This is a genomic window from Blautia caccae (genome assembly GCF_040095955.1).
Lineage (GTDB): Bacteria > Bacillota > Clostridia > Lachnospirales > Lachnospiraceae > Blautia > Blautia celeris.
Genome location: NZ_JBBMFP010000030.1, coordinates 1 through 25,137 on the forward strand (window position 1 = coordinate 1; position 25,137 = coordinate 25,137).

35 protein-coding genes are annotated in these 25,137 nt (G+C 45.5%); all 35 read left to right on the forward strand.

Features of this window, described 5'->3' with window-relative positions; translation table 11 throughout:
• Nucleotides 1-282: hypothetical protein (locus tag WMO65_RS23180; RefSeq protein ID WP_349064679.1), on the forward strand; the 282-nt coding region annotated here is incomplete at its 5' end.
• A gap of 152 nt (nt 283-434) precedes the next feature.
• Nucleotides 435-707 (forward strand): hypothetical protein, encoded by a 273-nt coding sequence (locus WMO65_RS23185; protein ID WP_349064680.1) that lies wholly within the window; start codon nt 435-437, stop codon nt 705-707.
• Nucleotides 708-1,070: 363 nt separating this feature from the next.
• Entirely contained in the window at nt 1,071-1,727 is a 657-nt protein-coding gene (locus WMO65_RS23190) for a hypothetical protein (RefSeq protein WP_349064681.1), read from the forward strand.
• On the forward strand, nt 1,724-2,881 hold the full coding sequence (locus tag WMO65_RS23195; protein ID WP_349064682.1) for a helix-turn-helix domain-containing protein: 1,158 nt from the start codon (nt 1,724-1,726) through the stop codon (nt 2,879-2,881). The genes WMO65_RS23190 and WMO65_RS23195 overlap by 4 nt, the downstream gene beginning before the upstream one ends.
• 67 nt (nt 2,882-2,948) lie before the next feature.
• Nucleotides 2,949-3,107 (forward strand): NrdR family transcriptional regulator, encoded by a 159-nt coding sequence (locus WMO65_RS23200; protein WP_349064683.1) that lies wholly within the window; start codon nt 2,949-2,951, stop codon nt 3,105-3,107.
• Nucleotides 3,108-3,140: 33 nt separating this feature from the next.
• Nucleotides 3,141-3,428, forward strand: a complete 288-nt coding sequence (locus WMO65_RS23205; RefSeq protein WP_349064684.1) for a hypothetical protein — start codon at nt 3,141-3,143, stop codon at nt 3,426-3,428.
• A 3-nt stretch (nt 3,429-3,431) separates the two neighbouring features.
• The gene (locus tag WMO65_RS23210) at nt 3,432-3,644 is read left to right on the forward strand and encodes a hypothetical protein (protein ID WP_033143977.1); all 213 of its coding nucleotides are present in this window, start codon (nt 3,432-3,434) and stop codon (nt 3,642-3,644) included.
• 4 nt (nt 3,645-3,648) lie between these two features.
• On the forward strand, nt 3,649-4,065 hold the full coding sequence (locus WMO65_RS23215; protein ID WP_349064685.1) for a sigma factor-like helix-turn-helix DNA-binding protein: 417 nt from the start codon (nt 3,649-3,651) through the stop codon (nt 4,063-4,065).
• 466 nt (nt 4,066-4,531) lie between these two features.
• Nucleotides 4,532-5,038, forward strand: coding sequence for a hypothetical protein (locus WMO65_RS23220; protein WP_227225587.1), 507 nt, complete (start codon nt 4,532-4,534; stop codon nt 5,036-5,038).
• Nucleotides 5,039-5,051: 13 nt separating this feature from the next.
• Complete coding sequence (locus WMO65_RS23225) at nt 5,052-5,318, forward strand: hypothetical protein (RefSeq protein WP_227225586.1); 267 nt, start codon at nt 5,052-5,054, stop codon at nt 5,316-5,318.
• Nucleotides 5,319-5,379: 61 nt separating this feature from the next.
• Nucleotides 5,380-5,778, forward strand: coding sequence for a transposase (locus tag WMO65_RS23230; protein WP_349064686.1), 399 nt, complete (start codon nt 5,380-5,382; stop codon nt 5,776-5,778).
• Entirely contained in the window at nt 5,756-7,183 is a 1,428-nt protein-coding gene (terL, locus tag WMO65_RS23235; protein WP_349064687.1) for a phage terminase large subunit, read from the forward strand. The genes WMO65_RS23230 and terL overlap by 23 nt, the downstream gene beginning before the upstream one ends.
• 4 nt (nt 7,184-7,187) lie before the next feature.
• Nucleotides 7,188-8,801 (forward strand): ARMT1-like domain-containing protein, encoded by a 1,614-nt coding sequence (locus tag WMO65_RS23240; protein WP_349064688.1) that lies wholly within the window; start codon nt 7,188-7,190, stop codon nt 8,799-8,801.
• A gap of 95 nt (nt 8,802-8,896) precedes the next feature.
• A complete protein-coding gene (locus tag WMO65_RS23245; protein ID WP_256157904.1) occupies nt 8,897-10,537 on the forward strand; it encodes a phage minor capsid protein in 1,641 nt (546 codons plus the stop codon).
• Nucleotide 10,538: 1 nt separating this feature from the next.
• Nucleotides 10,539-10,670 carry a hypothetical protein gene (locus WMO65_RS23250; RefSeq protein WP_256157903.1) on the forward strand — a complete coding sequence of 44 codons (132 nt, stop codon included), beginning with the start codon at nt 10,539-10,541 and terminating at the stop codon, nt 10,668-10,670.
• A gap of 73 nt (nt 10,671-10,743) precedes the next feature.
• Nucleotides 10,744-10,914 carry a hypothetical protein gene (locus tag WMO65_RS23255; RefSeq protein WP_256157902.1) on the forward strand — a complete coding sequence of 57 codons (171 nt, stop codon included), beginning with the start codon at nt 10,744-10,746 and terminating at the stop codon, nt 10,912-10,914.
• Nucleotides 10,915-11,131: 217 nt separating this feature from the next.
• Complete coding sequence (locus tag WMO65_RS23260; protein ID WP_033143746.1) at nt 11,132-11,773, forward strand: hypothetical protein; 642 nt, start codon at nt 11,132-11,134, stop codon at nt 11,771-11,773.
• A 15-nt stretch (nt 11,774-11,788) separates the two neighbouring features.
• Complete coding sequence (locus tag WMO65_RS23265) at nt 11,789-12,691, forward strand: hypothetical protein (protein ID WP_033143745.1); 903 nt, start codon at nt 11,789-11,791, stop codon at nt 12,689-12,691.
• 3 nt (nt 12,692-12,694) lie between these two features.
• Nucleotides 12,695-12,973 (forward strand): hypothetical protein, encoded by a 279-nt coding sequence (locus tag WMO65_RS23270; protein ID WP_033143744.1) that lies wholly within the window; start codon nt 12,695-12,697, stop codon nt 12,971-12,973.
• A 1-nt stretch (nt 12,974) separates the two neighbouring features.
• Nucleotides 12,975-13,358: a head-tail connector protein gene (locus tag WMO65_RS23275; protein WP_256157901.1), complete on the forward strand. Its 384-nt coding sequence runs from the start codon at nt 12,975-12,977 to the stop codon at nt 13,356-13,358.
• A 97-nt stretch (nt 13,359-13,455) separates the two neighbouring features.
• A complete protein-coding gene (locus WMO65_RS23280) occupies nt 13,456-13,698 on the forward strand; it encodes a hypothetical protein (protein WP_256157900.1) in 243 nt (80 codons plus the stop codon).
• A complete protein-coding gene (locus tag WMO65_RS23285) occupies nt 13,695-14,078 on the forward strand; it encodes a hypothetical protein (protein WP_349064689.1) in 384 nt (127 codons plus the stop codon). The genes WMO65_RS23280 and WMO65_RS23285 overlap by 4 nt, the downstream gene beginning before the upstream one ends.
• 2 nt (nt 14,079-14,080) lie before the next feature.
• Nucleotides 14,081-14,473 carry a phage tail terminator protein gene (locus WMO65_RS23290; RefSeq protein ID WP_349064690.1) on the forward strand — a complete coding sequence of 131 codons (393 nt, stop codon included), beginning with the start codon at nt 14,081-14,083 and terminating at the stop codon, nt 14,471-14,473.
• A gap of 8 nt (nt 14,474-14,481) precedes the next feature.
• Nucleotides 14,482-14,931, forward strand: coding sequence for a phage tail tube protein (locus WMO65_RS23295; protein ID WP_340299741.1), 450 nt, complete (start codon nt 14,482-14,484; stop codon nt 14,929-14,931).
• Nucleotides 14,928-15,224: a hypothetical protein gene (locus WMO65_RS23300; RefSeq protein WP_340299742.1), complete on the forward strand. Its 297-nt coding sequence runs from the start codon at nt 14,928-14,930 to the stop codon at nt 15,222-15,224. The genes WMO65_RS23295 and WMO65_RS23300 overlap by 4 nt, the downstream gene beginning before the upstream one ends.
• Nucleotides 15,225-15,240: 16 nt before the next feature.
• Nucleotides 15,241-15,564 (forward strand): Gp15 family bacteriophage protein, encoded by a 324-nt coding sequence (locus WMO65_RS23305; protein ID WP_340299743.1) that lies wholly within the window; start codon nt 15,241-15,243, stop codon nt 15,562-15,564.
• Nucleotides 15,565-18,273, forward strand: a complete 2,709-nt coding sequence (locus tag WMO65_RS23310; RefSeq protein WP_340299744.1) for a hypothetical protein — start codon at nt 15,565-15,567, stop codon at nt 18,271-18,273.
• Nucleotides 18,274-18,630 (forward strand): hypothetical protein, encoded by a 357-nt coding sequence (locus WMO65_RS23315; RefSeq protein ID WP_029468446.1) that lies wholly within the window; start codon nt 18,274-18,276, stop codon nt 18,628-18,630.
• Between the two features lie 4 nt (nt 18,631-18,634).
• Nucleotides 18,635-20,614: a hypothetical protein gene (locus WMO65_RS23320; RefSeq protein WP_340299745.1), complete on the forward strand. Its 1,980-nt coding sequence runs from the start codon at nt 18,635-18,637 to the stop codon at nt 20,612-20,614.
• Nucleotides 20,615-20,626: 12 nt separating this feature from the next.
• Nucleotides 20,627-21,634 (forward strand): phage tail tip lysozyme, encoded by a 1,008-nt coding sequence (locus WMO65_RS23325; RefSeq protein ID WP_148391759.1) that lies wholly within the window; start codon nt 20,627-20,629, stop codon nt 21,632-21,634.
• Between the two features lie 20 nt (nt 21,635-21,654).
• Nucleotides 21,655-22,290 carry a collagen-like protein gene (locus WMO65_RS23330; protein ID WP_187370547.1) on the forward strand — a complete coding sequence of 212 codons (636 nt, stop codon included), beginning with the start codon at nt 21,655-21,657 and terminating at the stop codon, nt 22,288-22,290.
• A 14-nt stretch (nt 22,291-22,304) separates the two neighbouring features.
• Entirely contained in the window at nt 22,305-23,231 is a 927-nt protein-coding gene (locus tag WMO65_RS23335; RefSeq protein WP_207708202.1) for a collagen-like triple helix repeat-containing protein, read from the forward strand.
• Between the two features lie 114 nt (nt 23,232-23,345).
• Nucleotides 23,346-23,747: a hypothetical protein gene (locus WMO65_RS23340; RefSeq protein ID WP_256157892.1), complete on the forward strand. Its 402-nt coding sequence runs from the start codon at nt 23,346-23,348 to the stop codon at nt 23,745-23,747.
• Between the two features lie 155 nt (nt 23,748-23,902).
• Nucleotides 23,903-24,541, forward strand: coding sequence for a hypothetical protein (locus WMO65_RS23345; protein ID WP_349064691.1), 639 nt, complete (start codon nt 23,903-23,905; stop codon nt 24,539-24,541).
• Between the two features lie 14 nt (nt 24,542-24,555).
• Nucleotides 24,556-25,134, forward strand: coding sequence for a collagen-like protein (locus WMO65_RS23350; RefSeq protein WP_227225562.1), 579 nt, complete (start codon nt 24,556-24,558; stop codon nt 25,132-25,134).
• The last annotated feature ends 3 nt before the right edge of the window (nt 25,135-25,137 follow it).

Genomic DNA, 25,137 nt, shown 5'->3' on the forward strand with positions numbered 1-25,137 from the left:
GCAAAGATAGACCCATACGATAAAGCTCACCCAGATAAGCCGCCACGGACTGCCTGGAGCAACTGGGATAAGCCGGGAGAGCAGGCGCACTGGTGTAGAGGCGGGATATTTTATCCGGTCCATTACTGCCCAGGGTTTACAAAATATAAAGGCTGCCAGGTAAAGGAGTGCCTAAAGTGCAATGTGGCAGTGTATCAGGACGGGTACATAGCATGTAGTCTGGTGGATACTCTGGGGTGCACGGAGTGCTATAAGGAGTTTATGGAGAGCATGGAGGAGTAGTTAAAAAAAGGAGGGCCGGGTCAACAGGCCCGGCAGTATGAAAAAGAAAAGTCTATATGAAAAAGGTTATTGCCCTTTGTTGAGTATTACTATACCGGGAAAATGTGATGAAACTGTGGTGAAAAGATAAAAGATTTGTGAAAGGAATAAAAATGAACAAAAAAGAATTTGATAAAAGAATAGAAAAGTTTGTGACAGCATTGAGAGACTTATATTTAGATGCAGATGAAAGGGAAGGCACTGAAATGCCAAAAATAGAACTGAAAGAGGAGAACCTTACAGATGACTTTACCGCAATGATTATAGCAGTACATCTCTTGTATACTTTTATAACTGGTGATGATGATACGGACCTTATAGGATTTACGCATATGGTAAACCGTCTGGTTTTCCAATGGTTGCTTAAAAACGGTAATGGGGATTAACAAGATGAGGATGTGTAGCATATGCCACAAGCCAAAAAAGGAAGAGGAGTTCCGGTTGATGAAAAGACAGAACCGCCGGAACAGCTATTGTAGAGAATGCGAACGGTGGTACATGCGAAATTATATGAGAGCATACCGGGAAAGGATTGGAGGATAACTATGAGTAATCATTAATTATAGAAGGTATATAGGATAGTATCAACAGACATCACATTTGTATTTGAACCTTGATAATTTAATACTGATAGTTAGAAAGTGCACTATACTAGACAAATGTATAGAATTTGTATAATGCAGTTGACTAAAAAAACGTCAAGTGTTATAATGCTTCTATGGATACATTATTTGGAAGGAGTGTGACATATGGCGTTTGATGAGCAGCTATTCAATGAGAATTTTAATTTTGCGTTTAGAGCAATGGTAGCAAATAATTTTTTGGTGGCAACGGAGGCATTTGAGGAATTTTGGAGAAGAAATTCAATATTTTTAAGGAATGCAGAAGAGTTGTATGGTAGAATTTTATATTATGCTGTAAATGAACAATTTAAAAAGGCAGCTACAAAATCGGCTTCTTCTTATCTTGTGAATGATTTACAGTTGACCAAATATAAGAATAAAGTAGTTTTATTAAATACTAACGATTATACTACTAGTATTTGTAGGACCGAGAAACCAGGAAAGCTTCCGTCCAAAGCTAAATATAAAATGGAATTAGCACAGGGTAACCGAAACGAGTACGGACAGATGAATTTAGAATTCGTTGAAGAAGAGGCTGTTGTTGGAGAAATGAAGAAGTATGCAGTGATTGGTTATAGATATTTCAAAGGGAAGTTATTGCATTTAAACATTTTAGTTCCAGATTGTGATTTTAATAAAAGCTTACACTCACAAGATTTGCTTGATATTGTTAAGGAATGTAAACAGTATGTGCCTGAGGAATTGATTTATGAACAAGTTACAGATCTAAAGGATGATCTTGTAGTAAAACTAAAAGAAAATATTAGTGGTGATGGAAAATGAATACTTCAAAGGAAATAATTCCATATAGAATCAATCAAGCAAGGCTATCTCGTGGCGTGTCTATGGCGGAATTGGCAGAACTGGTAGGTGTATCAAAACAGGCTATATCTCAATATGAAACTGGAAAAAGCATACCAAGCGATGCAGTATTAAATAGGATAGCTGAATTTTTGAAATATTCTGTAGAATTTTTTAGAAAACCGATGCCTGTCAATAGTGCGGCGAATAGCGGTGTGTTTTTTAGAAGCAATAACACTGCACGAAAAACGGATCTCAAAGCTGCAGAGGTAAAAATACAGATACTAAGGGAAGTTAATGAATATTTGGAAAAATATGTTGATTTTCCTAAAGTTAATTTTCCAGAAGTAGAATATATGGATAATGGGATTGATCCTATTAGTAATGAGGAGATAGAATATTTTGCAACAGTGCTAAGAAAAACGTGGAATCTTGGAAACGGGCCTATAGATAATTTGATGAATGTCATACAAAAAAATGGAATAGTAGTATCGACCACAAAACTTAGGCTGAGAAAATTGGACGGGCTTTCAGAGTGGTATAATAATACACCATATATATTCATGAGCACTGATAAAGATACAAATTGCAGAGTGAGATTTGGATTAGCGCATGAAATTGGTCATTTGTTAATGCATGCAGGTAATTTTTCGCCTGATGAAATACAGAGCAATGTGATACACAAGAAACTCGAAGATGAAGCTCATAGATTTGCAGGCGCATTTCTACTTCCAAAGGAAAGCTTTGAAAAAGATGTGTATTCAACATCTCTGGATCATTTTATCCAACTTAAAGCAAAATGGAAAGTTTCAATATCTGCTATGATAAAAAGGTGTGAAACATTAGGACTATTTTCATATAGTCAAATAAAATATCTTAAAGATCAGATGACCAGAAGAGGGTATTGGAGACATGAGCCGCTAGATTCAGAAATGCCAATAGAAAAACCATTTGCACATAGACAGGCAGTCTCGCTTATATTGAATCACGATATTATCAGCCCAGGTGATTTTGTGCGTGATATTGGGTGCTTGCCAGAAGAATTAGAAGAATATTGTTGCTTAGATAAAGGCACTTTAAAAGTGTCAGAACCGAAACAAGTGGTAATGTTGCGAACAATAAAAAGAATAAAATAAAAAACTACCAACTAACTATCAGTATTTGCTGGTAGTTTTTTATTGCTCAAAGAAAGAAGGACAAGCCATGAAGTGCAAAAAATGCGGCGGAAAAACGCAGGTAACGGATAGTGAGGAAACCCCAGGTGGGCATATGGTCATGCGAAGGAGGCAGTGCACAGTCTGCGGATATCGGTTTAAGACCACGGAAACATTTTGGGAGGATGTAAAAGCAAGAAATAAATGACAGTTTTGGAATATATGGAAAGGAGAAAAATAGATGGCAAGAAACGGATCAGGCTGCCCGGACCCCACATACGAGCAAGCATTACCCGCGATCAGGCGGGAGGAAAACATAAGGGCGCGGGAAAAGCGCTACGGCGTAAAGCGCGGAGAGACAGTACATATAATCATAGACATTAAGGACGAGGGACGGAGGACCGTAAAGGTAAGCCGCCGGATGCAGGTTGTTAACCTGTATGAGCACCACATTCTCCTCCGGCATAAAACAGGAGCCTGTGAGAGCTATCAGTATCAAGAGTTTATGCAGATGCTAGACAGGAGGTAACGGATGAAAGAGATGTTGATTATACTTAAAATAGCATTTGCCTTGTACAAAGAAATAGACATGCAGGAAAAGCTTTTAAAACACAGAAACAAGATGCTTGATACATATAAAAAATATCAGAACTGTCCGTTTAAATATAATCAGACGGATAAATGGCGAGAAGATTTAAAAGCATCCCTGGTAAATGCGAGCAAAGAGATGCAAAACTGGAGGTGATGCAATGGACAAAAAAACACTGAGACAGTACAGAGCGCTATTAAAGGAGCAGATCCTGAATGACAAGGCCATAGACAAGCTATATGAACGTGCATCACAGGTCCCTACTGTTATGGGGAAAGTGGTAGGCTCCAGCCACGATTTTCCATTTACGGAGGTGAGGACGTCTGTTCAGATGGACGAGCCAAAAGAAGCTGATGAGATCAACCGGCGGCTGCGGATTCGGAAGGAAAGACAGGAACAGATTAGGGCGGCAGTTTTGGAAATAGAACAGTTCATTGCTGGAATTCCAGATAGTAACGCAAGACAAATCTTTGAAATGGCATATATAGAAGGGATAAAGCAACATGAAATAGCGGATGAGGTTGGTTATAGCAGGGGAAGGGTTTCGCAGATCATCGACCAGTATTTGAAAGATTAACACAATTAACCAAAATAAGTGTTATTATTACAATAGAGCCAGTGGGCGAAAGCAAACGGCTCACTCGGATGTTGACTATCCTCCTCTTGTTGTTCGGCTGCCGGGTGTCATAGCTCGGTGGCTGGTTAGCCGGTATCAGATGATACGTCCGGTATTTGGGTAGGGGCAATGTAAGGAACTTATGGTTGCCAGAGTAGTACGGGGTGGGTTGCGTGACTACTATAACGTTTGCGGTAAAATCGTTAAACCGCATGTCCCAGGTCTGGGATAACAGCACCGTTACGGCGGTGCAATGTGTGGAGCATACCATTAATGGCAGATGGGCAGGGTCGCGCCCTGGGTTCCGGTTCGATTCCGGATGCGTCCGCTTCTGCTGCAAAGCAGATTCCCAATACATTTTTTGAAACGTCCTGTAGAAATACGGGACGTTTTGTAATATAATAGAAAAAAATGTAGGGGGAACAGTATGTTAGAGATTAATGGAAATTTAGATAATCCATCAAATGGATTAAGCAACTATAATGTATTTTTTAACACGATAATAAATGTGTACAGCTATTATTTGAAATACTTCGGACAAGATTTATTAGCCGGTCCTGAATTATACGTGGATAATGCTACACGGGATTCAGGGTATACGCCTGTATGCACACCTATATTTAAAAAATATGTCATCATTAAATTAGCTATCACTTCAGTAGATGAGCCTGATAAAATTATATTTCAATTTTCACACGAATTAATGCACTACGTATATTTTGAAAAATATGGATTAGAGAAAGTAAAAGCAGACGATAAAGAAGAATCAATATGCACAGCGGCTTCTTTGTGTATGATTTCTGAATTATATCCATTAGAGCTTAACAGATATATTGAAATATTAAGGAGAGAAAGCAATAATGGGTATAGGGAAGGGATATCAGTGGCCGAGAAGGTAGGATATACATTTGCAAATTTGATTTGTTTGATATAGAAGGAGGGGCAACATGTTTGTAAAAAAATATGGGAAAACAGAAGAGTGCTTAGTAGACGTCAGTAAGGAGTTGGCGGTATTGTGCAAACCTGAAGGGGGAGATCCGCGCGGTCCAATGGGGGTACCCTCTACACTTAAAAGCGAGCAGGCCCCTTTGGCATGTGTAAGAGAAATGATGATGCGGAATGGAGATAAAGTTTTGAGAGGCGTAAATAGCGATTTTGTATGCATTCCGCAGGCAGAATATGAATATGTTTTGAATAAGATAGAGATAGATTAACAACGAGTGGGAGCCGCTTATCGGGTAGGCTCTTTTGCGTGGAGAAAAGAGGTGAGCCTGAATGGCAAAATACGAATATTGGTTAACGCCGGAAGGCTTGCTGTTGCTGGAAGGGTGGGCCAGAGATGGTCTGACCGATGAGCAGATATCCGAGAATATGGGGATAGTGTCCTCTACGCTATACCGGTGGAAGAATGAATATAAGGAGATTTCGGAGGCCCTAAAAAAAGGAAAAGAAGTCGTTGACTATCAAGTAGAAAACGCGCTGCTGCGTAATGCTATAAAAGGAGATACAACAGCACAGATCTTCTGGTTGAAGAACCGCAGACCGGATAAGTGGAGAGATAAGCGAGACGTAGAGCATAGCGGTGGCCTCAATGTCCAGAATCAATATGAGAGTATGACGGAAGAGGAGCTGATGGAGCTTGCAAAGAAGTATGAGAAAATCAACAGCTCTTAACAGGCAGAACATAATTGAATATTTGAAACTGCAGGAAGCCCTTGCAGTAAAGAAGGCCAGGAGAGATTTCTGGTCTTTTTGTTGCCTTCTTTATCCGGAATTTTACAAAGAGAGCCGCCCGTATCTGAAGGATCTGTGTCAGACACTACAGGCTTTTTACGATGGCAGCATAGATAAGCAGATACTGATCATAAACATGCCGCCCAGACACGGGAAGACCTTTACGGCCAGGTTGTTTGTTCTCTGGATGTTTGGGCAGAATCCCAGGACAAAGATTATTACCGGTTCCTACAATCAAATCCTTTCCGGACTATTTGCCCAGCAGACCCGGGATGGAATCCTCATAGAGAATGAGAATGTAAAGCAGAAGTATTTTTCTGACATTTTCCCGGATACAACCATCAAGCAAGGGGATGCCGCAAAAGGGTTCTGGAGCCTGGATGGGTCAGAGGAAAAGAATTATCTGGCTACATCTCCAGGGGGCACATCGACCGGTATCGGCGCCAATTTCCTTATTGTGGACGATATCATCAAAAATAATGAGGAGGCAGCAAACGAGCTGGTAAAGGACAAACACTGGGAATGGTATAACAACACACTGGTACAGCGTATGGAGCGTCCAAGGAAACAGATCCTGATTATGACCCGCTGGGCTTCCGATGACCTGGTAGGGCGGATGTTGGAGAAGAAGGCGGATAAATGTCATCTAATCACATATAAGGCCGTACAGGATGATGGTGCCATGCTCTGCGATGAGATCATGACGAAAGCAGAGTATGAGGATGTTATATCCGAAATGGGAGAAGACATTGCCTCTGCCAACTACCAGCAGGAGCCGATCGACCTGAAAGGCCGGTTGTATACCAGTTTTAAGACCTATGACCGGTTGCCAGTGGATACTCAGGGTAACAGCCTGTTTGAGGGCATCTACAGCTATACAGATACCGCCGATGAGGGAGCTGATTACCTATGCACCATCATATGGGGAGTGTATATGCGAGAGGCTTATGTGTTGGATGTCTATTACACACAGGCAGGGATGGAGATAACAGAGCCGGAGGTTGCAAAGCGGTTCCAGGCGTTTGAGGTGAACCGGTCAAGGATTGAGAGTAACAACGGCGGATCAGGATTTGCCCGGAATGTAAAGCGGATATCTGAGGAGCAGCTTAAAAATTATAAGACCATCATTAAGTGGTTCCACCAGTCGAAAAACAAAAAAGCCAGGATCATCTCAAATGCCACATGGGTGATGGAGCATGTCCTGTACCCGTCCAACTGGCGGCACAAATGGCCGGAATACTACACCGCAATGGTGCGGTACCAGCGGGACGGTGAGAATAAACACGATGATGCGCCGGATTGCACTACAGGTGTGGCTGAGACGATGTATATGTTAGGAGCGTGAGAAAGTGGAGCTGATCAAGAAAATGAGTGAAGGCATGAAACGGGGAATCAGAAGCTGGTTAAACATCCAGGATGCGACCCCAACTTCGATAATGATTAACGAAACCCTGGATTATGAAGCGAATGCAATCAAAAATCGTATCTGGTATAGGGGTGACAGTAATGAGCTGCAGCAACTTTACAGCCAGATTGATACGGGGATTGATAGATATAAGTTCTGGGCAGGAAGGAGCAGCCCGGGTCAGGAAATGCGTAAGATACATACAGGTCTTCCTGCGTTAATCGTTGATACACTGGCCGGCATTTCTCTGACGGATTTTGAGATTCGGATTGAAAAGAGCGGTCCGGAACAGGAGTTATGGGACGCGATTGACGAAGACAATAAATTTAAGAAAAAGCTGGAGAAAGCGGTCAAGGAGACACTGTATATTGGAGATGGCGCATTTAAAATATCTTTCGATACCGTGTTGAGTCAGTATCCAATCATTGAGTTTTATCCGGGGGACCGGATCGAGCTTGTGACAGAGCGGGGCAGGATACGGGAGATTGTATTTAAGACGGTCTATCAGCATGACCATATGCAGTATGTCTTGTATGAACACTATGGGTATGGATATATAACATATGAGCTGTACAGGGGTAACAGTATGGTGGACTTACATGCTATACCACAGACCGCAAATCTGGTAGATGTGGCGTTTGGTACCGAAAAGCCAGAGGAGCGTTACATGATGGCAGTTCCCATCCAATTTTATGAATCTGGTAAGTGGGATGAGAGAGGACAGAGTGTTTTTGACAAGAAGGTTGATTCCTTCGATGCTTTCGACGAGGTGTGGAGCCAGTGGATGGATGCCCAGCGTAAAGGCCGGGCCAAGGAGTATATCCCAGAGGACTTGATTCCAAAAGACCAAAACGGCGGGGAACTGATGCGACCGAACTTTTTTGATAACTGCTATATCAAGATTGCAGGGGGCTTTTCGGAGGACGGTAGTGGGAAAATTGAGGTTATACAACCGGATATTCCACATGACAGTTACCTTGCTGCTTATGTGACGGCGCTGGATCTGTGCCTGCAGGGGCTGATTTCTCCCAGTACACTGGGAATCGACATGAAAAAGCTGGACAATGCCGAGGCGCAGCGTGAGAAAGAAAAAGCCACATTGTATACCAGGGATACGATTATTGATGCCTTACAGGTGGATATCCCCATTTTGGTAGAGACAGCCATTAAGGCCTATAATGAGTTTTATAATAAGCCCGTGAAGCCAGTAGAGGTGACTGCTGAGTTTGGAGACTATGCAAACCCCAGTTTTGAAAGTCAGGTGGAGACTATCAGCAAGGCAAGGACCGGACAGATTATGTCTGTGGATGCTGCAGTGGATGAACTCTATGGAGATGACAAGGACGAGGAGTGGAAGAAAGAAGAGGTGCAGCGCATCAAGAGTGAGCTGGGTATCTCAGAGATGGAAGAGCCTGCATTGAATCTGGAAGGGGTGAACGTGATTGAAGGTGAAAATCGGACCCAGAATATACCGGATGACCAGGAAGGAGTACCAGGGACTGCTGGAAACGGTCAGGGAGCAGGTACCTCTGGGAATATACGCCCTGGAAAAAGTTGATTATGCAGAACTCAGACATGATCACTGCAAGAGCACCACGCAACTTAAAACGCTGACAAGGCAGTTCAAGGTCCAGGGATTTAAGGTGATGGCAAATGGCAAATGATTACGATATAGGCGCTGCCTTCCGTGCTATCGAAGACGAATTGATGTCATCTATGGTCCGCAATATGAAGCATCATCGTGCCTGGGAGGATGCGGAGGGAATGCACTGGGAGCAGTGGCAGGCTCTGCAGCTCAAAGCATTGGAAAAGTACAAGCTACAGAACCGCCGTAAATACGGTAAGCAGTTTAAGGATATCAACAGTCAGGTAGAAGTTATGCTCAAAGCAGCCAGGGCAGAAGGTGGAATGAGGCAAGAAATTTCAATCCTGAACGCTATAAAAAAAGGATTCCCAGCCAAGAAAGTCAGCCCTGGAGCATCCGCTGAATTTTTCCGGCTAAATGACAGGAAATTGGATGCGCTCATCAAAGCCACCACAAATGATATGCAGAAGGCTGAAACAGCGGTCCTACGCATGGCAAATGACCAGTATCGTAAAGTCATCTTTAACGCTCAGGTATATGCCAATACCGGCGCTGGCACCTACGAAAAGGCTGTGGATATGGCTACAAAGGACATGCTGTCTGCCGGGTTAAATTGCGTTGAGTATGCCAATGGAGCCAGGCACACATTGTCTGATTATGCTGATATGGCAATCAGGACGGCCAGCAAGCGGGCATACCTGCAGGGAGAGGGCCAGAAACGTCAGGAGTGGGGCCTGCACCTTGTCATCATGAATAAGCGCGGTAATCCATGTCCTAAGTGCCTGCCTTTTGTGGGTAAGGTACTGATTGATGATGTCTGGAGCGGCGGGAGTAAGGCAGATGGGGATTATCCTCTCATGAGCTCTGCCATATCTGCAGGACTATATCATCCACGGTGCAAAGATGGACACACAACATATTTTCCAGGCATCAGCACTCCGCCTGATGACAAGTTCAGCAAGCAGGAGCTGGCAGAGGTGGAAGCACGGAGTAAACAAGAGGCCGGAAAGCAATATGCCACACGTCAGCATGATAAATTTGGAAGACTGGCAAAGTATTCTCTTGATCCGGAGAATCAGAAACATTACCAGCAGAAAGTGGAGCAGTGGAAGAATGTTAGATTCAGGACAGGCAGCCAGGATAGTCGTGGTTATGTTGATAAAAAGCGGCCATTGGCAGATTTCCAGGCAGTACCACAGGAAAAGGTTGTGGATGTACTGCGTAAAGAATCCGAAGAATGGATTAAACAGCTTACTGAAAAAGAAAAACATGCAATCCGAAAATATACATACAATTCAGGTGATAAAAAGTCGAATCGTTTTTTTGAAAGATTAAATGCCATGCTCAGGGGAGATGCTATAGGAGATAAAAGGCTTAAAGAATATGCAGATACTATTTCTAATGCATTAAAAAAGAATAGGCTCAAACAAGACATTGTGGCTTATAGGGGCGTTGATATAGACCCGACAGCAGGAGCAGGTGTTGGCGATATAGTTTCGCCGGGGCAATTTTTCAGCACATCTGTTATTGATACTCGTTCATTTGGAGCAGGATACAAGATAATTGTCTACTCAAAGAAAGGGTCGAATGCGGCTTACGTTGAAGCACTCAGTCATTTTCCGAAACAGCGAGAACTTTTGATTGACAAAGATTGCTATTATAGGGTACTATCAAGAAAAGGGAATATTATTGAATTGGAGGTGCTTTGATATGACAGATAAGGAAAAAGAATATCAGAAAGCCCTGGAAGAACGTGAAAAAGCGTGGAGAGAAGAACCATTGAAATTTCATAGGGCCACGCCAGAAGAAATCGAACAATTGAAAAAAGAAGGGCGTATTTAATACCACCAGTCAGAAATGGCAGGTGGTATTTTTGTGCTCTTTTTGCACCAGCACAACGGAGGAGGTGAGGAAGATGGAATATTATATCTGTTGTTTGAAATCTGGAGCAACATTAAATTTTGATAAGCAGTGTACAAATATAAATTTGGAGAATGGCGTATTCAGCGTCAAAGACTGTAAAGGGAAATCTTTAGGGGTTATACCAGTTGAAAACGTAGAGTATTTCATTGCAGAAAAGAGGTGAGCAAAATGGCTTGTAAAAAAGGCGGAAAGAAAGGCAAAGGAAAGTAGAAAGGCGGTGGTCCTGAATCTCCCTCTGGGCGGCGGGGTGAAGCGTCTTATTTTTGTGCCCGAAGGCCAAAAACTACACGGAGACACCGTGTTATCAACTGTTGTGAGACACACATAAAACTGTCCGTGCAGACAGCACATTAAAAACTGTTCAGAAAGGATTGAAGATTATGAGAAAGAGATTTATGAGATGTATTTTGCCTATGGATATCCAGTTCTTTGCAGAGCCCGGGAGTGGAGCAGGTGATGGCGGATCGTCTGGTGCAGGTGCGGGTACTCAGCAGACACAGACAGGAGGCGCGACACCGCAGATTGATTACGATAAGATTGCGCAGCTCGTGGCTGGTAAACAGGCAGCTACCGAGGAATCTGTGATCAAAGGCTATCTAAAACAGCAGGGCCTGACCAAAGAACAAATGGACCAGGCGATAGCTACATTTAAGGAACAGCAGGCAGCCAACACACCAGACATAAATGCTATGCAGACACAGCTTACGCAGGCCCAGGCTGCTGCGGTACAGGCAAATGTGGAAAAAGAAGCTATGTTCATGGCGGGAGAGTTAGGGGTTGAGCTGAAAACAATGCCTTACGTCCTGAAACTGGCTGATCTGAGCAATGTAGCTGATGATAAAGGCAGCATAAATAAAGAGACACTGAAAACAGCGTTGAATAAAGTCCTGGAAGAGCTTCCACAGTTAAAACCGGAAACACAGAATCAGCAGGGCGGGTTTAGACAGATAGGCGCAGGCGGCCAAGGCGGTGCTCCAAACGTGGATGACCAGTTGGCGGCTATTTTTGGTAATAAAAAGTAAAGGAGATAAAGTATTATGGCAGTATATGATTATGCAGAACAGTTCATGCGTCAGTTGGCGCAGATGTGGACAAGGGAAATGGTATCTTATGACCTCACCCAGTCCAACCAGGGCATCAAATTTTTAAATGCCCAGACAATCAAGATCCCGAGGATGAGTGTTTCTGGGTACAAAGACCACGACAGAAACACACTGGGATTCAATACTGGCACCCTGGCAAATGACTGGGAGCCGAAGAAACTGACACACGACAGGGATATTGAGATTCCAATCGACCCGATGGACATCGACGAAACAAATCTGGTGCTGGAGATGGGGAATATCCAGAGTGTTTTTGAGAAAGAGCAGGCTATCCCGGAGAAAGACAGCTATAGATTTTCCAAACTCTACTCAGAAGCGAAGTCCTATAAGTCACAGGGGGCTGTGATTGATAATACGGCACTTACAACAGCAAATATCCTGGAGTGGTTCGACGAGCAGATGGCCATCATGGATGACAAGGCGGTACCACAGGAGGGCCGTATGCTGTATGTTACTTCTGGGATCAATAAAATCCTGAAGAGTGCAGAGGGTATTACCAGAGTAATCAATGCAGGGGCCGCTGGAGTAATCGATCGGCGCGTGCATGGTCTGGATGAAGTGGCTATTAAGATAGTGCCGTCTGCACGTTTTAAAACAGCTTACAACTTTACTGATGGCTGTGTACCGGCTGACTCTGCAAAACAGATCAATATGATTCTGGTACATCCGGATTGTGTGATCAGCCGCGACAAATACGCCTACATGAAGGTATTTACTCCAGGTACAGATTCCAGAACTGCGGATAAATACATCTACCAGAATCGTTATTACACGGATACATTCCTGATCGAACGGAAAGCATGTGGTATTGCAATCAACGCAGAAGCGGAGGTGTAAAAGATGAAAGCAGTCAAGGCAAATAAGGAGTACGTTGTAACGGAGGAAAATAAAGCTTTTTATGTTAAACAGGGGTTTGACATTATTGATGAGGCTGGAAACCTTGTGGCTTATGGAGCCGGAAAAACCGTACCTTATGATGACCATATGAAGGCGGTAAAAGAAGTGGAAAGGCTGCAGCGATTATGCGCGGAATTGCAGGAAGAGAAATCAAATCTGCGGAAGGAGCTGGAAACTTTGAAGGCGGAAAAGAAGCCAGCAGGCAAGAAAGCCGGTGAGTGATATGTATAAACCTTATGCAGACGCCGCGTATTACACAGATATCTATAATGGCAGCCTGCTGTCGGATGCGGACCGGGAACGGTATTTAAAACAGGCTTCTAGGCATATTGATTCCCTGACCTACAATCGTATTGTAGGCCGGGGATTTTCCAGTTTGACACCATTTCAGCAGGAGATCATACAAGAGGTGTGCTGCCAACAGGCGGATTTTGAATGGCAGAACCGGGAAATCTTCGATATGATCCTGCAGGGGTACAGTATCAATGGGGTGACCATGCAGTTTGGCGAATCCTGGAACGTGACCACGAACAAGGGAATCCCCATGCGGCGTGACGTCTATGAGCAGCTTTGCCAGACAGGCTTGTGTTGCAGATTGTTGAGGTGATGTTATGTATCCATGTCTGGTGCCCGAATGGGCATGTACGACAGATATCCATGTAATCATTTACAGCGAAAGCTTGAATGAGAATGGAGGTCCAGAGGTGGCTTTTGAGGGAGACCTGCGCTGCAATTATCAGGACAGCGCAAAGACAGTCATTGACAAAGAGCAGAAATATGTGCAGTTGTCCGGTACGGCCCTCTTCCGAGGAGATATTGCACCAAAAGTAGCAGTTATCTCTGGCGGTACAGTCACAGTATTCGGGGAGACCAGAAATATCCTCCAGGGCATGAAGGCCAGGAACCCGGATGGCAGCGTAAATTACGCGAGGTTGGATATTATATGATCAATGTGAACTCAATCATTAAGATGGAATGGGGGCGAATACGCGCTCTTACAGATGCCCAGGTGACAGCCTTGGAGCAAACGGCGGAATATCTGCATACAGAGGTGATACAGGCCCAGATGATGCCATTTGATAAAGGTGCGCTCCAAAATGACAGTACCTTCGCTGATTATTCGGAAAGTAAATCCGGGAAAGTCTCCCTTGTATCTACGCAACCTTATGCCAGGCGTCTGTATTACCACCCAGAGTATAATTTCCAGACAAAAGAAAACCCTCATGCGCGGGGTGAATGGTACGAAGACTGGCTGCCTGGGGGGAGTAAAGAGCAGGACTGCCAGAAGGCGTATAAGCAGATATACAAAAGGATTGCGGGGGTGTAAGAGTGGAATTAGCAGATATCCGGGACTGGATAAAGACATTAGGTGTAGGAGATCACTTCTACATTGGGAAATTAGAGAATAAAAAAGAGCGGTCTATTGGGATATACCAGCGGCAGATGTCTGGTGGCGCAAATATAGCCCTGGGCGGTCTGGACTGTACAAAGACGGCAAGCAAGGCAGTGTCTATCTTAATCCATTGGGATAAATACGCCAATGAGACGGAGGAGGCAGCACAAGCCCTGTATGATAAGCTCTTACATGTAACAAATTTAGAGATTGCCGGGAAGCACGTGGATTACCTGCAGTTGGATGTGCCGGAACCTATTGATGTGGGGACGGATGACAATGGTGTGTACGAGCGAGTGATCTGGTTGACAATGTATTATGAAAGGTAGGTAAAGATATGGCAGGAAAGACAGGAGTGTATCCGTGTTACGAGAATCAGTTCCAGGTAGGAGATAAAAAAGATGGTGCTACTTCTATTGCCGACATGGAGACTTTTTCCGTGAAATTTGATAATGGTGTTGAAGAATGGTATCCGTTTGATACAGAAGGGTGGGCGCGTAGGCTGGCCACAGCGAAAAGTATTACTATCTCTGTTTCCGGTAAAAGAAATGTGAGTGATACCGGAAATGATTATGTGGCCGGGAAAGCCTTTAAGAATGGACGTGATGCGGAGGGCTATTTTGGATGGACATTCCCGGATGGGACAGTGATCTCTTGGGATGCTGCAGTATACAACATTACAAATACCGGTGCAGGCAAATCTACGGAAGTCGGCCCGCTTGAATTTGACATTATGAGCAATGGCAAGCCGGCAGTAACATTACCATCAGGAGGTGGAGCGAAATGAGCAAAGTAGTTGATATCACAGATAAACTGGAATTTGAAGAGAATCCCAAACTGGTTGTAAAAGGTAAAGAGCTGGAAGTAAATGCGGATGCTACCACAGTCCTGAAGATTATGGGAATCCTAGGAGACAGTGAAAATGTAAAGCCCAGCGATGTGGTGAGAATGTACGAGCTGATCTTCAGCGAAGCAGACCGCAAGAAAATTGACAAGATGAAGCTGCAGTTTGCAGATTTTCAGACGTTGGTCTTTACGGCCATCGGCCTGATCACCGGCGAGGAAGAATCGGGAGAGTGATGACCCGTACTATGATTTGATTGATGATTTCGGTCTTGTTATATCATCTTTTCAGTCACAGTACGGGATTCGTATTTCTAAGGAATTGCATACCATGAAATGGGACGAATTTAAAGATCTGCTGTCAGGTATAGGTCCAGAGACACCTCTTGGAAGGATTGTATCTATCCGGGCTGAAGATGATTCTGATATCTTGGAGCATTTCAGTCCGGAGCAGAAGCGCATCAGAACGGAATGGCGGACACGTAAAGCAAAAGCCATGTCCAAGGAGAATATGGATGACTTTTTGGAATCCATGAAGCAGGCCCTTATTTATGCAGCGGGAGGTGAGCAAGGGTAAATGGCACAGAGTGTAGGCCAGATCGGCCTTGACCTGGTGGTCAATAAAAATCAATTTGAGAAACAGATGTCAGGTATCACAAACCTGGCTAAAAAAGCAGGCGTTGCCCTTGCATCTGCTTTCGCTGTCAAAAAGTTAGTTGATTTCGGGAAACAGTGCATTGAACTGGGATCAGACCTGGCCGAAGTGCAGAATGTCGTTGACGTGACTTTTCCCTCCATGTCAAAACAGGTAGATAAGTTCGCTCAGTCGGCGGCAGCAAGCTTCGGATTGAGTGAGACGATGGCCAAACAGTTCACAGGTACTTTCGGAGCTATGGCAAAGGCTTTCGGATTTTCCGAGAAACAAGCCTACGATATGGGTACTACATTGACAGGACTGGCGGGAGACGTAGCGTCATTCTACAATATTTCGCAGGATGAAGCTTATACGAAACTGAAATCCGTTTTTACAGGCGAAACTGAATCATTAAAAGACTTGGGTATTGTAATGACTCAGAGCGCCCTGGACGCCTACGCTATGGCAAATGGTTTCGGAAAAACCACACAGGCCATGAGCGAGTCGGAAAAGGTGGCCCTGCGATATCAGTTCGTACAGAATCAGCTAACAACGGCAAGCGGGGATTTTATCAGGACATCTGATGGATGGGCCAATCAGGTACGTGTCTTAAAGCTGCAGTTTGACAGCCTGAAAGCAACTTTGGGGCAAGGACTTATAAATGTCCTGACCCCTGTCTTGAAGCTGCTGAACCAGTTGCTGGCGAAGTTGATGACTGTAGCGTCGGCATTTAAGTCCTTCACGGAGATGCTGACCGGTAAGAAGGCGGAAGGCGGTTCCGGATTTAAAGATACAGCGTCTGATCTGTCGGCGGCCGCCGGTGCGGCGGATTCCCTGACTGATTCTACGGAAGGTGTGGGTAAAGCAGCGGAGAAGGCATCCAGGAGCCTGATGGGCTTTGACAAGATCAATAAACTGCAGGAAAAGACCTCGGATGGTGCTGGAAGCGGTGCAGGGGTTATTGAGGGCCCGTCTGTTGACTACGGCAGCCTGGCTGAAGGAGATACTGTCATTGATGAGCTTGATTCAAAGTTTCAAAAGATGTTCCAGAAGATCCAACGGAACATCCAGCCGACCATTGATTCATTTAAGCGGCTTTGGAGCGAAGGATTACAACAGCTTGGAAAATTCACTCAAACAGCCCTGGGGGATTTTTTCAGTGGTTTCCTGGGAAAAGTAGCAAGCTGGCTCTTCCAAACAGGCATTCCGGGGTTTGTTGATGCTTTAAATGAGGGCCTGATGGCCATAAAGTTTGATGATATCAACGAGGCACTGCGTGGACTGTGGGACGCATTGGCACCGTTCGCTATTAATGTAGGGGAAGGGCTGCTGTGGTTTTGGCAGAATGTTCTGGTGCCGCTTGGAGTATGGACAGCTAATGAGATAGTACCGCGTTTTCTTGACACCTTATCAATAGCGATAGAGGCATTCAACCATATTCTGGAGGCATTGCAGCCGTTGTTCCAGTGGTTTTGGGATACTGTGTTGCAGCCGCTTGCAAGCTGGGCTGGTGGTGTATTCCTGGCTGTATGGGACAAGATCAATGGAGCGCTGCAGAAGTTCAGCGACTGGTGTAAAGAACACCCACAAGATGTACAGGATATTACCCTGGTCATTGGTTCTTTTTTTGCAGCATGGAAATTCGGAAAGCTAATATCAGGATTAAATGAGTTTGTTGGGAAATTTGCAACTAATATGACTTTGGCAATTATGAAAGCGGGAGGTTTAAAAAACGCGCTGGTCAAATTGCTTGCAGGATTTAACCCGATTATCTTAATAATTGGCGCTTTAATTGCAATAGGAGTTCTCTTATATAAACATTGGGATGAAATAAGTGCTAAAGCTATTGAGATATGGGGTGGAATTAGAGACTGGTTCGATTCCGTAACGAAAAAGATTGGAGAGTTCTTCTCACGGCTATGGTCTGGTATTGCTGATACCTTTAAAAGTGTGGGTTCCTGGTTTAAGCAGAAATTTACATCTGCATCTGACGGGATTAAAAGCGCATTCTCCAGCGTTGGGAATTTCTTTTCGGGTATTTGGAGCAGCATAAAAAATACTTTCTCCCATGTGGCCGACTGGTTCAGGGATAAATTCTCCGCAGCATGGAAAGCCGTAAAAGATGTTTTCTCGTCCGGAGGAAAGGTTTTTGACGGTATAAAAGATGGTATATTAAATGGTCTGAAATCCGTAGTGAACGCACTCATTAGTGGGATAAACAAAGTGATAGAGATACCGTTTAACGGCCTGAACTCAGCTCTCGGAAGACTGAAAAAAGTTGATATCATGGGACTGAAGCCTTTTGAATGGCTCCCGTCCATCAAAGTGCCGCAGATACCCAAGCTGGCACAAGGCGGTTTTGTGAAAGCTAACACCCCGCAGCTTGCTATGATAGGCGATAACCGCCATTACGGTGAGATCGTAGCCCCGGAAGACAAGTTACAGGCTATGGTGAATGCCGCAGTTCAAGCGGCTGCCGGGAGTGGCTTGACCAAAGCGGATTTTGAAGCCGTTATGAATAGTGCGGTGACAAGGTTCATTGCTGCCGTTGGGAAGATGGGATTCTTTGTGGATGGTGAACTTTTGGCCAGGGCGCTTGACAGGGCACTGGAAAATGTAAAGTACCGCCAAAATCCGGTAGAGGTGACATAAATGGCAGATATTTTAAGATCAGGAGGCGTGGTGCTGCCGGCACCCGTCTCCATTTCTGTTAATGATGAGATCATATGGACCTCCGACACGGGGCGTACAATGGACGGGACGATGGTCGGAGACCCGGTTGCGAATAAAAAGACTGTAAGTATCAAATGGGGTGTGCTCCCAGAATCAGATGTAGCGCTTATCAAGCGGACACTGGTTGCTGGATTTTTCCCCTTTACCTTCCGGGATGACGGTATCAATGTGACGATAGAAGTATACCGGGGGACCATATCCAAAGAACAGATAGGCCGCCTGGGGGACGGGATATTCTGGTACCGCAGTGTTACGGTAGATATTATACAGAGGTGATGGCATGGTAAGGACAAGTATGGATTACAGACGGGCTGTTGTACAGGACAGGATATTTCATGTACGGACAGTGACGCGGTTCCCGGATGGGACAGAGACAGTGCTGACAAACGCAGATCTGATGTCGGATGGTCTGACTATCAAGACAGGCGTATCCAGTACAGACAGCTTTGATATTGGTTCGGCATCTATTGGGGAGTGCACGCTGCGCCTGGACAATACAGACGGACGATATAATACCTACGATTTTGAGGGTGCAGAACTGAATGTAAAGGTTGGCCTGCAGCTATCAGAGGACAAGATCGAGTGGATACCAAAGGGCATATACACGGCGGAGCCGGGAAAATTCACGGGTGCGGTCATCTCTGTCACAGCTTATGACAACATGGCGAAATTTGATCGGCCATATACAGACAGCAGATTAAAATATCCGGCTACACTAGGGCAGATCGTAGCCGATGCCTGCAGTGTCTGTGGCGTGGTACAGGCATCCGCGGATTTCCCGAACCGCAATTTTACGGTAAAGGAACGGCCTGCCGATGAAGCACTGACCTTCAGGCAGGTGCTGACATGGGTGGGGCAGATAGCCTGCCGTTACTGGAAGTGTGACGCATATGGCCGGTTGACGTCAGGATGGTATGACACTGCCGTATTTGGGCGTCATAATGGCATGGATGGCGGTGTGTTTGACGATGGGACCCCATCCTATCAGACTGGTGACAGTGCAGATGGCGGCAGTTTCCTGCCTTGGACAGACGGAGACATCTTGGATGGGGGAACATTTGAGAGCTTACAGGACTACCATCATCTGTATGCATTAAACAGCATAAACGTTGCCACAGATGATGTGGTGATAACCGGGATCAAGGTGACTGAGGCGCAGGACACCACTGTGCAAGATGCCCCAGCATCTTATATGACAGGTGCGGAAGGTTATGTGCTGGAGATAAAGGATAATGATTTTATTCGTAAAGGTAGCGGTAAGACGGTCGCTGATTATTTAGGCGGCTGCCTGATAGGGATGAAATTCCGCCCAGTGTCTATCTCTTGCCTGTCAGACCCTGCCATAGAGGCAGGAGACCCGGCAATCGTTACAGATTATAAGCAGAACACCTATCAGTGCTATATTACAAATACCACCTACCAGATAGGTAATTATCAGTCGGTGTCCTGTGACGCAAAAACACCGGCCCGTAACAGTGCCTCCAGGTTTACAGAGGCTACACAAGCCTTTGTAAAGGCAAAGAAAAATACTAAAGTACAGATAAATGAGTATAACAAAGCGGTGCAGGCTCTGACCAGTTTGATCACCCAGTCTTTTGGTGTATATAAGACGGAGGAAAAGCTGGAGGATGGCAGCACCATTTTTTATATGCACAATAAACCAACGCTGAAGGAATCAGATACCATCTGGAAGATGACAGCGAACGCCTTTGCCGTATCTACGGATGGAGGGAAGACCTGGAATGCCGGCATGGACAGCCAGGGAAATGCTGTGGTCAATGTCCTGTCCGCTATTGGTATCCGTTTCGACTGGGCGAGGGGTGGTACCCTTACATTAGGCGGGGAAAACAATGTAAACGGTGTGCTGCGCATACTGAATGCGTCAGGTAAGGTTATCGGTACCTGGAATAAGGATGGTGTGCACGCAGAAGGGGTCTTTAGTAATTTAGTAGATGGGACAGGCATCAAAATCAATAACAAAAGGGTTGAATTTTACAATAATGGAAAGTTATCAGCAATCATGACAGCTGTATCTGGTGGAGGAATCGCAATCCAGTCCTTTGGATCTGCATCAAAGTTTTCTTTTGTTTGCACAGATGACAGCGGCAATAACTCATATCCGTTATTGGCAGATAAAGACGGCCTGACAGGAAAATTTAAAGCTGGAAAAACAGGGAGAGCAGAGTTTTCAGACGGCACGTATTTGCAATTTTCTGGCGGTGTCTGTGTAGGCGGGAATACGAAAGAAGGGACATTTTAAGGAGACAAAAATATGGCACTTATAATAAGCAATGCATATCTGTCTCAATCGCAAATGACAGATAATGCACAGTATATCGCTGATTATCTCATCAATAAGGGCTGGACCAGGAATGCTATTGCGGGAATACTCGGAAATATGCAGCGTGAGTCCACACTCAACCCTGGCTTATGGGAATCCCTTATTTACGGCAACATGTCAGGCGGATATGGCCTGGTGCAGTGGACACCGGCAACGGGTTACACATCATGGGCGGATGCCAGGGGATATCCCTGGGGTAACAATTACGGCAATACAACGGCATATTTTAATGGGCAGTTGGAATGTATTTTGTGGGAAGTGGCAAACAACCAGCAATGGATCGCCACTTCCTCTTTTAATTTCTCGTTTTCTGCGTTTACAAAATCTGTAGAGAGTCCGGAATACCTGGCGGAAGCGTTCATGCGGAACTATGAAAGACCGGGAGTGCTGGCACTAGAGGAAAGAAGTCAGAATGCACGGTACTGGTTTGAAAACCTGACTTACGGAAGCTCGACGGTTATCAAAAATGCTGTGGAGTGGGCGGTCGCAATCGCGAATGATAATTCCCACGGATATTCACAGGACAATCGCTGGGGGCCGGATTACGACTGCTCATCACTTTTGATCTCGGCGTGGCAACAGGCTGGTGTCCCGGTTAAAGATAAGGGGGCATCATACACCGGAAATATGTATGACGCGTTTATTGCCTGCGGATTCCAGGACGTGACAAACAGCGTAGATATGGCATCCGGAAGTGGCATCATATATGGTGATGTGCTCCTTAATCATGTGAACCATACAGCTATGAGCATTGGTAATGGCAGGATGGTGCAGGCATCATCAAACCGTGGAAACCCGCAGACAGGGGACCAGGATGGCACAGAAATATGGACATGCGGTTATTATAACTATCCCTGGAACTGTGTGCTGCGTTATCCAGGCGGCAGTACGCCACCGACACCCACGGGGGTGTCGCTGGTGCGCTGGATACCAGGGTAAGGGTAAGGAGGTGAACCAATATGGCAATACAGGATAGGCGGGGTGATTTTGACCACTTTGACCCTCAGAAGATGCTGCCAGGGGAATGGGCAGTTGTACTGAGGGGAGACCCGAATGTGTGGGATGGGAAGGCAACGTATGTGTGCTTTTCCGCCGGAGTTGTGAAACGCCTCATGACAGAAGAAGACCTGACCATAGAGTTAGACGAGCGGACACAGGAGATCATCAACAGGCTTGTCGGTGAGGTTGGGGCGGCTATAAAAGATGCGGTGGAAGCAACGAAATACGCTAACAATGCCGGACAGCTTGCCAATACACAAGCACAAGCAGCAGAGGCGGCAGCAAACCGGGCGAATGCTACAGCGGATGACCTGGAACGGCGAAGACAGGCTGGGGAGTTCAATGGCCCGGCAGGCCCACAAGGTCCGATAGGACCAACTGGACCGGCAGGCCCGCAGGGACCACAGGGCATCCAGGGGCCGAAAGGAGACAAGGGAGACAAAGGTGACCGGGGTGGGGATGCTGCAGTTGTAGAGAGTAAAGGTGTCTATGCCTTCCAGGTGCGGGAAGACGGACATCTTTATATAGTATACGCTGGTCTGGATGCCCCGGGTTATAAAATCAATGATAATGGCCATCTGGTCATGATCTTATAAGGAGGTAGAGAATTATGCCCGAACTTGATTTAGGCAATGTGATGGGACCGCAGGGACCCAAGGGAGCCACAGGAGCGACCGGTCCACAAGGACCGGCAGGTCCAGCCGGTCCAACTGGCCCACAGGGACCAAAGGGGGATAAAGGTGATGCAGGGGCAACAGGGCCGCAGGGACCACAAGGGCCGACTGGTAAAGTGGATATCACTACGCCGGTAACTTTTACAGACGCCGCATCCAGAACAGATCTGGCTTCAGGGGATTCTATAAGCACGATTGCCGGTAAAGCATCGAAATGGCTGAAAGACTTGAAATATCTTGCCTTTAACCGTGTAATCGACCTTGCAAATAAGGTAACTCCGGCCAGTACGGATGCTTTTTTACTGGAGGAATCCACAGGTACTGGTAAAAAGATGTTGTTTTCCAACTTATTAACTTATCTGCAGAATGAAGTTAAGCCCAAAACAACCGCCGCAAATGTTGATTTTACAAAAGCCGATGGTACAAAAAGTAATGTGCAGGATACAGTTACTGCAATAAACTCCGCTTTGGGTAGTAAAGCGGAAAAAACTGATTTAACTAATGTAGAAAAGAATATTAACAGCATAAGTACGCTTCTGTCGAACGAAACAACCCAAGGAACCACTGGTTCTACAAATAATCAAGGAATATTTAAAGGTCAGTCTGGTATAATGATTCTTTGGGGGGCAAGTCAGACTACAATATTTTCCTATAATTCAACGGGAAAGTTTTACAAGCTCGATATCACATTCAGAGAAAAATTCAAGGAAGCACCTATCGTAATGACTTCTCCCAGATATGCGAGCGGGATACCTGAAAATGTAGGCACGCTGTCAACGACTGCATCAAAAACAACTTTAGGATGTAACGCTTCTGCGAGCGGCTTATGGATTGAATGGGTCGCCATCGGAAAGTGGAAGTGATTAGATTGGTAAAATATTAAAGTATTTAGACCAGCCATATTATTAAAATCAGAGCCAGACCGTGATAAGCGGTCTATTTTAATGCAGAAAATAAGAAAGGGATAGGTGAAAGGTATGGGTAAAATCAGATTAAACAATGGCCAGGAGCTGGAGATTATCGCAGATGGGATTCAGGCGGCAGGCAATTCCCTTACACTGGGTTTAGTGCCTGGAGATAAAAACATCATGGATTATGAGGCCTTACTGTCTGAAGCAGCGAACACAAGTAAAATCCAGGTGATTGATTACAACGATGAGGTATTTAAAATCTATTCTGGGTACACAAAAATGCAGAAGATTGAAAAGCAGATGGAAACTGTTGTGGATTACACACAGGATGATGAAGGGAATCCAGTGCCAGTTAATGGAGTTGCTATTATTGTAGAGCTGCAGAGGCCGGATGAAACAGAAGCCCGTATAGCCTCTTTGGAGGAAACCGTGGACAAACTGGTGCTTGATAGCCTGGGGATTGCGTAAGGAGGTATGCGACATGTTTGAGACGATTACAAGACTGTATAGAAAGACCAGAAATCCAGAGGTAGTAGAAAAGGCAGCTGCAAAGGGCTGGATCAGCCAGGAAGAAAAGACAAGCATCCTTGCCGGTTAATCTTCCGGGCAGGAAGGAGACGGCAATGATAATCGCAAGATTTTGTAGTGATGGGCAGTATTATAAAACTGTTTATGGGCTGGCGCAATGGGATTACGGACAAACGCTGCAGGTGTACGGCCTGCAGCTCCCTGACCAGGGAGAGGTGCATTTGACAGAGGAATTCGGCAGTCTGGCCTTTACTGTTCCAGGAATTCGGCAGAAAGATGGCAGTATTGCCATTGAGATACCGGATATCCTGCTTCAGAGCGGTAAAAACATTTTGGCACATATATATGTTTGCGATGATGAACAGGGCGAGACCTTGCGGACGATCCTTATGCCCGTAAAAAAACGGGCGAAGCCGGAAAATTACGTCGGAACTGGACTAATACCTATGCAAGAAATCTTTCACGAGTTGAGCAGCCGTGCAGATGACATGACATTGCAGGATGGGGTGTTACAGCTTATGTCTGAGGGGCAGCCCATTGGCACCCGAATCAGGCTGCCAGTCCAAGAGCGGGAAATCGAACTCAAAAATGATGGTACTGATATCAAATGGCGTTATACAGACAGCAATGACTGGCACATGTTGATCGCTCTGGATACACTCCGGGGGCCGGCAGGAGAAGCACCTGAATTTGAGATCAGAGACGGACATTTATATGCAATATATCAAAAGTAAAGGAGAGATGAGACATGGCAAGAGAAGTTGATTTAGGTAGTATCGTAGGCCCGCAGGGGCCGCAAGGCATCCAGGGACCGAAAGGAGATACTGGAGCAACAGGTGCCAGGGGACCTCAGGGAGAGACTGGCCCAACTGGCCCACAGGGGCCAAAAGGAGATACTGGAGCCACCGGACCGAAAGGCCCCACAGGAGCAACAGGCCCGCAGGGACCGGCAGGGGATGCGTTTGCTATTGCCAAAACTTATGCCAGTATATCCAACATGAATGCAGGATATGCATCTGATGGAGTGAAGGTTGGGCAGTTCGTGATTATTGACACTGGTAACATAAATGATGCTGATAATGCAAAGCTGTATGTCAAAGGCGCAACAGCTTATACCTATGTTACCGACTTGTCTGGCGCTACTGGTATGACTGGCCCGCAAGGCCCAAAAGGTGCAACAGGAGCCACTGGCCCACAGGGGCCGAAAGGAGATACCGGTGAGAAGGGTGCAACAGGAGCAACAGGGCCACAGGGGCCAGCGGGTGCAGACGGTAAGACGCCAACCTTTGAGATACGGAGTGGCCACCTGTACGCGATCTTTGAGTAAGGA